Origin of the sequence: Chryseobacterium sp. HMWF035, from assembly GCF_003094695.1 — a bacterium.
GTDB lineage: Bacteria > Bacteroidota > Bacteroidia > Flavobacteriales > Weeksellaceae > Chryseobacterium > Chryseobacterium gambrini.
On record NZ_QEHP01000114.1, the window covers coordinates 1 to 8198 of the forward strand.

The window sequence follows — 8198 nt, forward strand, 5'->3', positions numbered from 1 at the left end:
AAACGGAAGACCGAATCGTCACACATTTATGGTTAAAACCGTATGATAATTTTGACCCGTGGGTGAATACAAAAAATGTCAAAGAAAAATATGAAGTCGTCAATCCGCAACATATTTTCTCTTATGATTCCGAAAAGAAATAAAGAAAGCAAACAAAGTAAAAACAACAAAAATTATAATGGATACGAACAAACAATCCTTACTGAAAATCTTTTCGGTGCTGCTCAAAAAGAAAGCCGCCGAAAAAGAAAGTACGGAAACCAAAACCATCAGCCCTGTCCTGATTAAATATTTTTCAAGAAAGGAGCTTGTGGAAATGGTTTCCCAGACTTACGGAGAACATCTGCCCGAGGGAAAAAACCTGTTGGAACTGGAGAATGAAGAAATCCTGAACCTTATTGAGTCCGATTACCAGATCATCATCTATATGTGTGAAAAATGGCTTAAGGAAGAACAGGAACAGAAAAAGAATCCGATTCCGGCATTGGAAAATAATGACTCCTCTGCTGAGAGAAATCAATCCGGTGAATCTTCAGTTTCTGAAAATACAGAAGAAAAAAAAGAAAATGTTTTAGATGCTGCGGAAAAGAACGAAGAAACACCTTCATCTGATCAGGCATCAGATGATAAAGTTTCTGATTCTTCCGGTGAATCACCGGAAACGGAATCTTTATCAGAAGAAACCGAAACCACCGAACAAGGAGTAGAATCTACGGATACTGACCCGGACACTGTTTCCAAAACGGGAAGTTTAGAAAATGAGTTATCCGGAACATTGCCGGAAACCGAAAATTCCGAAATTCCTGCCGCTGGACATTCAGATGAACCATTACGGGAAAAAGAAAATGGCAAAACATCCGCATCCAATGATCAGGATGTGAACAGTCAGGAAGCAGACGATGAAGAAACCACCGGACAGACAGATTCCTCTTTCACTTCTTCCAAAGCGAAACACAAAAACAAAAAACACCGTTAATGGTTTTCCGCTAACGGATTAATCAAACCATTGTATGATGGTTCACCGAAGTCTTTCGGTATTCTATTTATTTACTTTACAGCTCGGATTTTTGCCGGGCTGTTTGTGTATATAGGTTTCAGGCAGTAGGTTGCAGGTAATTGTTTTATATGCTGTTTCCTCCCATTTACTTCCTGCAATCTGTTACTTTATCCTTACACAAAAACAAAAAATGTTAACAAACAAACCACTATTCAAACCGCCTATCTCTTATTTCTGATGAAAAATAATGATGGCGGTGGAGATCATTCCCCTGCTACCAAAAAATATTAAAATATATTGTGAGCCGTATTTTGGCGGTGGTGCAATCTTCCGGATGAGGCCGGAGATTGCCCCCTGTGAGATCATCAATGATGTGAACGCAAATATCATCAACTTTTATAAAGTCCTCAAAACCCGTTTTCCGGAACTTAAAAAGAAAATAGAACTCACCCTTCACTCAAGGGAAGAATACAAAAAAGCCATGATTATCTATAACTCCCCACGGTTATTCGATGACCAGCCGGTGATCAGAGCATGGGCAATGTATGTAGCCTGCAACATGGGCTATCTTCACCGTGCAGGAAGCCGGGGTTTCGATAAGGAAAAAGCAGCCAGCGTTTTTAAGAATAAAGTCGAACGTTTCGGAGACGAATTTTCTCTGCGCCTGCGCAGTACCCAGATCGAATGCAATCAGGCCCATAAAATTATTCAGAGCAGGGACAGTGAAAACAGCTTCTTCTACTGCGATCCCCCCTATACCAGTGATCTTGGGATCAAAGTCCATCAATGACATTACGAGGGCTATACACATCAGCATCTGGAACGTGACCTTAACGTACTCTCCCAGATCAAATGAAAATTCCTCCTATCCAATTACCCTTCCCAGCTTCTGACGGATTTTGCAAAGAAGTATGGACGGTATGTGAAAACTTTTGATAAATCCCTGTCTGCCGCCCATAAAAGCAAGAATCCCGCAAGCACCAAAAGAAAAACCGAAGTCTTGGTGGCGAATTATCCTATATAAAAGGCTTCAGGGCTTAAGCAAGTAAGCAGTAGACTATAGAAAAAACAATTGCGGAAAAAATCCATTATGATCTGCTTATCGCTTACTGCCTGTAGCGTACAGCTATTTTATCTCTAAAGTAAAGAATCATGAATAATCTTACCAAAGAAAAAACCATCCGTATGATGCAGCACAGAACCCAGCGCAGGATCAGACAGAGACTCAGGCAGAAAGCCTTTAAAAATGAACAGATTTCAATTGTTAAACTAAAAAAAGACTATGAAAAATTTACATTACCGCCGAACCCTCGCTGAAGGTTATCCGAAAGATAACGGGCTTACCGTATTCTGAACCTTTGTCGGGTGAGGCTGATCCACCATGGGCTATAAGCTTGCCGGGTTCCGTCACCTTTGAGGCGTGGAAATCGATAAAAAGATGGCGAAAATCTACCAAAAGAACCACTCCCCCGAATATTTCTATCGGGAAGACATCAGGGATTTTAACCAAAGGGACAGCCTGCCCGAAGAGTTATCGGATCTCGATATTCTGGACGGCTCCCCTCCGTGCAGTGCATTCTCCATGTCCTGAAAGCGTGAAAACTGCCGGTGAAAAGAAAAAGTATTCAAAGAAGGCCAGAAAAAGCAAATACTGGATGAGCTGGTTTTTGTGTTCTGTGATACCGTGGAAAAACTCAGCCCCAAAATTGTTATCATGGAAAACGTTCCGGGAATTATTGCAGGAAAAGCGAAACGGTACGCGATTGAAGTACATGACAGGCTCAGCCGGCTCGGATATGAAGTTCAGATTTTCAGGATTAATTCCGCGACTCTGGGAGTCCCACAAGCCCGTGAGCGCATCTTTTTTATCGGTAGGAAGAAAAGTTTGTGACTCCCCCCATTAGTGCTGGATTTTGCATCATCCCCTGTTTACTTTGGAGAAATTGCCGATAAAGGATCCACCACCCATCCTCCGCTCCGGCCTTCGATTGCAACAAGACGGACCTTTGTAGAATATGGTGATGAATGCCTGAAATTTGCCGATGCCAGATACAGGAATCTGGATACCTTCAACAGTTTTTTCAGCACAAGAATTGTGTATGACCATGTGGTGGCTCCCACACTCACCAGCAGCGGTACGACCCTCTATTACGAAGAAGCCCGCAATATGAACGATACAGAGTATATCCGCATGAGCAGCTTTCCCTCTGACTTTGACTTCTGCGGCATCTCTCCGCGCTTCGTCTGCGGAATGAGCGTGCCTCCCCTGATGACTGCCGGAATTGCCACAGAAATAAAAAAGCAACGGTTTGATCCGTTATAAAATGTGCAAAATACAGTGTATTTGAATCTATATGGAAAATATAAATTCCGTGTTGAAAAAGATAGAGATCAGAATCAAAACAACAAAAATCATGATCTGAGGAATTTAAAAAGCTAAAAAAAGCTTGTAAATGCTAATATCCTTTTTACAGGGCTGCATATACAAATACGATATACATTCCCCTTTTTCATCGTTTAAATGCTTTTAAACACCTTTACAAACAGATTAAAAAGAACTATAATTCCTTTAAAAAGAAAGTGAAGCCTGTTAAAATTGCTTTTAAAATAACACTCTCCCCTTTTTAAAGAAAATACTTGAGGTTCTGTTAAAAAAGTCTTGCAAAATCTGGGTATATAGCTATAATAAGGTCATAATACCACTGCTCTGTTATCCTGCATTAAAAAGCAATATAACACATTTAAAACCTTTTAAAGCCCCTTTAAAGATGGTATAATACCTTTAATAAAGGAATTTAAAAGATGTAAAGCAATGTTGAAAATGCTTAAAAAACCGTTTAAAAGCCTTTAAACCAGGGTTGAAAACGGCTTTAAAAGCTATGTTTCAGGGGAGTGATATACAATGGTTATCAGGTATTTATCTTTAACGTAAATCAGTATGGAATATCGCAGAGTAGAGGCAGAAAGAATGCTTGACATTACTTCGCCCACATTCTACAAGCGGGTAAACAAGCTCGGCATACAGCTTATCGCCAGATCCGATTCGGGAGGCAAAAGTACCTATATCAGTGCAGAGGATTTGAAAAAGCTGTCCGAAACATTCGGAAAACCGATTCCGGAATTGTGAACCTGAAATTCCCAATATTCGGACCCTGCAAAATCAAGCTACCAAAAAGCAGAGGAGTCCGAGCAGATTTCATCTGTTATTCAGGAAAATTTTGCCCTCCAGCTTCAGGTAAAAGTGAAGGAAGAAGAACTTAAGGCTTCCCAGCAGGTAATTGCCGCCTATAAAGAGGAAAGAGCCAGCATGTACAACCAACGATCGCAGGAAAGAGAACGCCTGCAGGGACAATGGTCGCAGGAGAGGGAACGTCTCCACCAGCAATGGAACCAAAAAGAAGAGGAGCTGAGTTCTTTGAATAAAAACTATCTTAAAACTTCCAACAAAGCAACCGCATTTATGATCGCTTCTGTTGCTCTGATATTGGTTCTTATGGTATTCGCCGCATTGGTGGTTCTGAAAAAAATCCAGTTTTAAAAAGTGAAAAAACAGGAAGATGAAAGTTGGGGCAGCGGGATGTTGAAAGCGGAAAATGATAAGAAAGCAAAAAGTGAAAAAAGAATCCGGAAAAAATGAGAAAAACCGGACGAAATGAAAGTAAATGCAAAGAACCGAAAAAATATCTGTCAAAAAAGACTGAACATTATTTAAAAGAGAATTATGTAACTTGGGGAAAATGAAAAATCTGTTTTTAAATTTAATGCACTTTTAATCTCCCTAAAAATGTTATATCAGCAATAAAAGCTTAATAAACATTCCTGAAAAAGAACCAAAACCTCATTAAAATCCGCATTGCACCTGTATTATGCCTTTTTAAACAGGAAAAAAAGAAAACAACAACATTTGGAATCTTCTTTATAAGTAGTGTTATATAATTTAAAATATTTACTTTGTTTACAGGCTTCTAAATGGCAGGTACAAAGCCAAAAACACAGCCAAACCATAACAGATCCGGTCTGAACTATGACAGATTCAGGGCAGAGTATGCCGGATTCATAACCCGGGTGCTGCTAAAACGGGCAATAAGCATAACAAAATCGGGAGTTTCTATAACAAAAACAGGAAAACACCAATATTATAACAGATTTGGGGTACATGAAAATACTTAACAGATAACATTTAATTATTACGGTCATACTGCCTTGTTATATTTTATTCGGATTCATAACCCCGGAAATAAAAATTCATTCTTTAGCCACAGATTGATCTGAAAAGGCAGGTTGATGATTTAAACAGCCTATCCTTAATACAGTTCTTCCCCTTTTATCAGAAAACAGAAAAACAATGACCACATCTCTAAAAATAAAAAAATCACATGAGCTGGTTACCGCACGTTACTCGTTCAGCCTGATGGAAATGAGGATTTTCACCCTTCTGGTCGGAATGATAGAGGACAAAGATGAAGATTTTAAAACCTATCAGATTCCGGTAAAAGAAATTATCAGGATTTTTGATATTAAAAGTAAGTCCATCTATCAGGAAATTGCATGAATGGCCAATTCGCTTCTTAAAAAAATTGTAACGTTAAAAATTAAAGAGTGAGACAAGGAAAAAGAGTTGAAAACGGCACTCGTAAGTTCCTTTAAATACCAGACCAATGGCACCTGAATGCTGGAAGCCACTTTTCATCCTGCATTGAAGAGTTATTTATTGCAGATTAAAAACCGTTTCCTGTTGTACGATCTGAAAAATATACTGAAAATCTCTTCGGCAAATTCCATCCGCATTTACGAACTGCTTAAATCTTTCGAAGGTATCGGAAAGAGGACTTTTGAAGTAGAGGAGCTTAAGCAGATTCTAGATCTGGAGGATAAATACCCGCTGTATGGAAGCTTCAAGGCCAGAGTACTCAACAAAGCTAAAGATGATCTTATTAAACATTCGGATATTAAATTTGATTTTGAAGAATTATTCGAAGGAACCAGAAGTGTAAAAAAGATCCTTTTCCATATCAAAAAAAATAACGGCAGATCTGAAATGGACTCCGGGAAAGAAAATCCTGCGGCTGAAGATACAAACGATGCTCCATGAAAAAATGCTCACAGTGAAATGCTGGATCTGGGGCTCTCGGAATCCGTCATAAAAAATGAAATCTCAGGAAAATATGAGCAAAGCTATATTCTCAGCACCTTGGAACATTGTAAATCCTACTTTAAGAAAAATAAAGTGGAGAGCAAAGCCTGATTTTTCATAAAAGCACTCGAGAAAGGATTCTATCAGCAGGAGATTGAAAATGAAAATAACAGAATCAAGAGCCAAGATACAAGAACCAAAACAAAAGAAGCAGAGGAGTCGGCAAAGCAGAATGAAGCTTTGCTCCGTGAACAGAAACTGCAAAAACTAAGAGCAGAGCATATGACCGAAGAATTTATCCTTGAAGTGTTGGAATCCTATGAGAACCATTTCCTCTACGCCCTGATGAAAAAAGATTATGACAATGGAAAGGTTAATAAATTCCTGCAGGCGTTTGTCGATAAGAAATTGTTAGAAATGGACACTATAAAGGATTAGTTGTTTCAGGAATGTTCCTTCAGTAAATTGATCATCATTTGGGCAATGGAAACGGGATACTTGTTCACGGCATCGTAACCGGGAAATTTTTTCAGAAGAATTTTTCTTGCTTCGGAATACTGCCGTGGCGAAGGCTCATCATCCAAAGAAAATCCTAATTCGATCATTTCCTGCTTGGTATAGGTTTTACCTTTGAATACGACAGAGCTGTAAGCATCAATATTTTCTTCGGTCAGAAAATAATCTTGCGCGTTTTCATGGTGTGATTTTCCTTTAAAAAGATCTTTATAGATTCCTATATATTCAGAAAAAGAAAGTTTCTTTCTCCCTTTGTACGGATTCTCCCCATAAATCATGGTAAGCCATTTGGAAAGTGTTTCTTTGTCAATTTCCCATTCCCGGGCAATTTCGCTTTGGCTGAAAAGGATTTTCTTTTCCATATACAACTGAAGTTCTTCTTTACGAAGAAGTAATTTCCTGCCTTTAATGGATGCAACGGTTTTCTGGTGGATTTCTATAAGAATAGAAATACGGATAAATAATTGCAGAATTTCAGGATGGTTGTTCTTTTTAATAAAATCGATGAGAAGGGGAAAATAGACAATGATATCGGAAAGGGTATTGAATAAGGTGAGGCTAAGCTCCGTCTTAGGATCAACCACTATTGAATCTTCGATTTCAGCAAGTTGGGACTGCAAAGAATTGAGAAAGGTTTTAAAGTCCGGTTCATTGATAAACCCAGAAAAACACACCTCATTATTCTTTGTATGCTTGAATATTTTTTCACAATACCGGATATATTTCGGGTCGTGGGTATCATAAACCAAAAGGTTCAGTTTTTCAGTAAGGTTAATGGCCATAATAAATGAGTTTAAACAGAAAAAAGGTTACCTTAAAGATAAACCCTTTCCATCTACTTTTTAGTTTTTTTTGCCAGTTCACTTTCTGCTCTTGCTGCAAAACTTCCTTTGGGGATAATTCCTCCGTGAGCTTTTGAGGTAGCACTTTTGATTCTTGCCACATCTGCTGCGGTCATTGGTTTTTTTGCCAGTATTCTCTGTGCTCTTGCTGCAAAACTTTCTTTGGGGATCATTCCTCCATTGGCTTTCGCTGTCTCACTCATGATTCTTGCCACATCTTTTGCGGTCATGGGTTTGTTTGTCATAATAATTTGTTTTTTTAATTCTCCTGTAAAATTAGACGGAAGAAATCCGGTTGGGAGGAAAATCCCCGATAGGCAAGACAAAAAATTAGAACAAAAAACAGGAAAAAGTATGTTGTCCTACTATATAAGGTGTTTGTGATAATGATCATACGTTCTATATAAACATACTGAAATTATTGATGGAAATTCTTCAAAATTCCTGCCCTTAAAAGACCGGAAGAATTTTCTTCCGGTCCTGTATTATATCAGTATTAAAGCATTAATTAATCATTCAGTTCACGTTCCAATAACTCTGCTGTTTTGTCAAAGGCTTTTCGATATTGGCTTCCTTTGCTTTCGTCCGGCTGAACCCTAATTTGTCAGCCGGCAATGAGTTGTTCAATATCTTTTTGGTACATGTTGTATAACTCTTCACCCGCATTGTCTTCCTCGTTGTAATAGAACAGCACTTCGGAACCGCCTTC

10 protein-coding genes and 2 pseudogenes are annotated in these 8198 nt (G+C 38.7%); 10 read left to right on the forward strand and 2 right to left on the reverse strand.

Annotated features, from left to right (window positions below):
- Window positions 1-178 precede the first annotated feature (178 nt).
- The 10 genes and pseudogenes from DD829_RS17380 to DD829_RS24500 all read left to right on the forward strand — a co-directional run bounded on the left by DD829_RS17380 (window position 179) and on the right by DD829_RS24500 (window position 6089).
- The gene (locus DD829_RS17380) at window positions 179-976 is read left to right on the forward strand and encodes a hypothetical protein (RefSeq protein ID WP_116547979.1); all 798 of its coding nucleotides are present in this window, start codon (window positions 179-181) and stop codon (window positions 974-976) included.
- A 268-nt stretch (window positions 977-1244) separates the two neighbouring features.
- Window positions 1245-1787 carry a DNA adenine methylase gene (locus DD829_RS17385; protein ID WP_116547980.1) on the forward strand — a complete coding sequence of 181 codons (543 nt, stop codon included), beginning with the start codon at window positions 1245-1247 and terminating at the stop codon, window positions 1785-1787.
- Window positions 1788-2149: 362 nt separating this feature from the next.
- Complete coding sequence (locus DD829_RS23770) at window positions 2150-2314, forward strand: hypothetical protein (RefSeq protein WP_165814880.1); 165 nt, start codon at window positions 2150-2152, stop codon at window positions 2312-2314.
- A gap of 103 nt (window positions 2315-2417) precedes the next feature.
- A pseudogene (locus DD829_RS24210) lies at window positions 2418-2888 on the forward strand (DNA cytosine methyltransferase).
- A 12-nt stretch (window positions 2889-2900) separates the two neighbouring features.
- Complete coding sequence (locus DD829_RS17400) at window positions 2901-3320, forward strand: DNA cytosine methyltransferase (protein ID WP_116547982.1); 420 nt, start codon at window positions 2901-2903, stop codon at window positions 3318-3320.
- A 615-nt stretch (window positions 3321-3935) separates the two neighbouring features.
- Window positions 3936-4124 carry a hypothetical protein gene (locus DD829_RS17405; protein ID WP_108410757.1) on the forward strand — a complete coding sequence of 63 codons (189 nt, stop codon included), beginning with the start codon at window positions 3936-3938 and terminating at the stop codon, window positions 4122-4124.
- Between the two features lie 114 nt (window positions 4125-4238).
- Entirely contained in the window at window positions 4239-4535 is a 297-nt protein-coding gene (locus tag DD829_RS17410) for a hypothetical protein (protein WP_108410756.1), read from the forward strand.
- Window positions 4536-4966: 431 nt separating this feature from the next.
- Window positions 4967-5167 (forward strand): hypothetical protein, encoded by a 201-nt coding sequence (locus DD829_RS17415; RefSeq protein ID WP_116547983.1) that lies wholly within the window; start codon window positions 4967-4969, stop codon window positions 5165-5167.
- 175 nt (window positions 5168-5342) lie between these two features.
- Window positions 5343-5789, forward strand: a pseudogene (locus DD829_RS24495) (replication initiation protein); the annotation flags it as partial.
- 24 nt (window positions 5790-5813) lie between these two features.
- A complete protein-coding gene (locus DD829_RS24500; RefSeq protein WP_410493822.1) occupies window positions 5814-6089 on the forward strand; it encodes a hypothetical protein in 276 nt (91 codons plus the stop codon).
- 485 nt (window positions 6090-6574) lie between these two features.
- Here DD829_RS24500 and DD829_RS17430 read toward each other — a convergent pair whose 3' ends face one another.
- On the reverse strand, window positions 6575-7429 hold the full coding sequence (locus DD829_RS17430; protein WP_108411473.1) for a hypothetical protein: 855 nt from the start codon (window positions 7427-7429) through the stop codon (window positions 6575-6577).
- Between the two features lie 53 nt (window positions 7430-7482).
- The gene (locus tag DD829_RS17435) at window positions 7483-7734 is read right to left on the reverse strand and encodes a hypothetical protein (RefSeq protein ID WP_108411474.1); all 252 of its coding nucleotides are present in this window, start codon (window positions 7732-7734) and stop codon (window positions 7483-7485) included.
- Window positions 7735-8198 lie beyond the last annotated feature (464 nt).

Excerpts from the sequence above, each read along its gene's own strand:
- DD829_RS17380 (WP_116547979.1), top strand. The coding sequence starts at position 179 with ATGGATACGAACAAACAATCCTTACTGAAAATCTTTTCGGTGCTGCTC.
- DD829_RS17385 (WP_116547980.1), top strand. The coding sequence starts at position 1,245 with ATGATGGCGGTGGAGATCATTCCCCTGCTACCAAAAAATATTAAAATA.
- DD829_RS23770 (WP_165814880.1), top strand. The coding sequence starts at position 2,150 with ATGAATAATCTTACCAAAGAAAAAACCATCCGTATGATGCAGCACAGA.
- DD829_RS17405 (WP_108410757.1), top strand. The coding sequence starts at position 3,936 with ATGGAATATCGCAGAGTAGAGGCAGAAAGAATGCTTGACATTACTTCG.
- DD829_RS17415 (WP_116547983.1), top strand. The coding sequence starts at position 4,967 with ATGGCAGGTACAAAGCCAAAAACACAGCCAAACCATAACAGATCCGGT.
- DD829_RS17430 (WP_108411473.1), bottom strand. The coding sequence starts at position 7,429 with ATGGCCATTAACCTTACTGAAAAACTGAACCTTTTGGTTTATGATACC.
- DD829_RS17435 (WP_108411474.1), bottom strand. The coding sequence starts at position 7,734 with ATGACAAACAAACCCATGACCGCAAAAGATGTGGCAAGAATCATGAGT.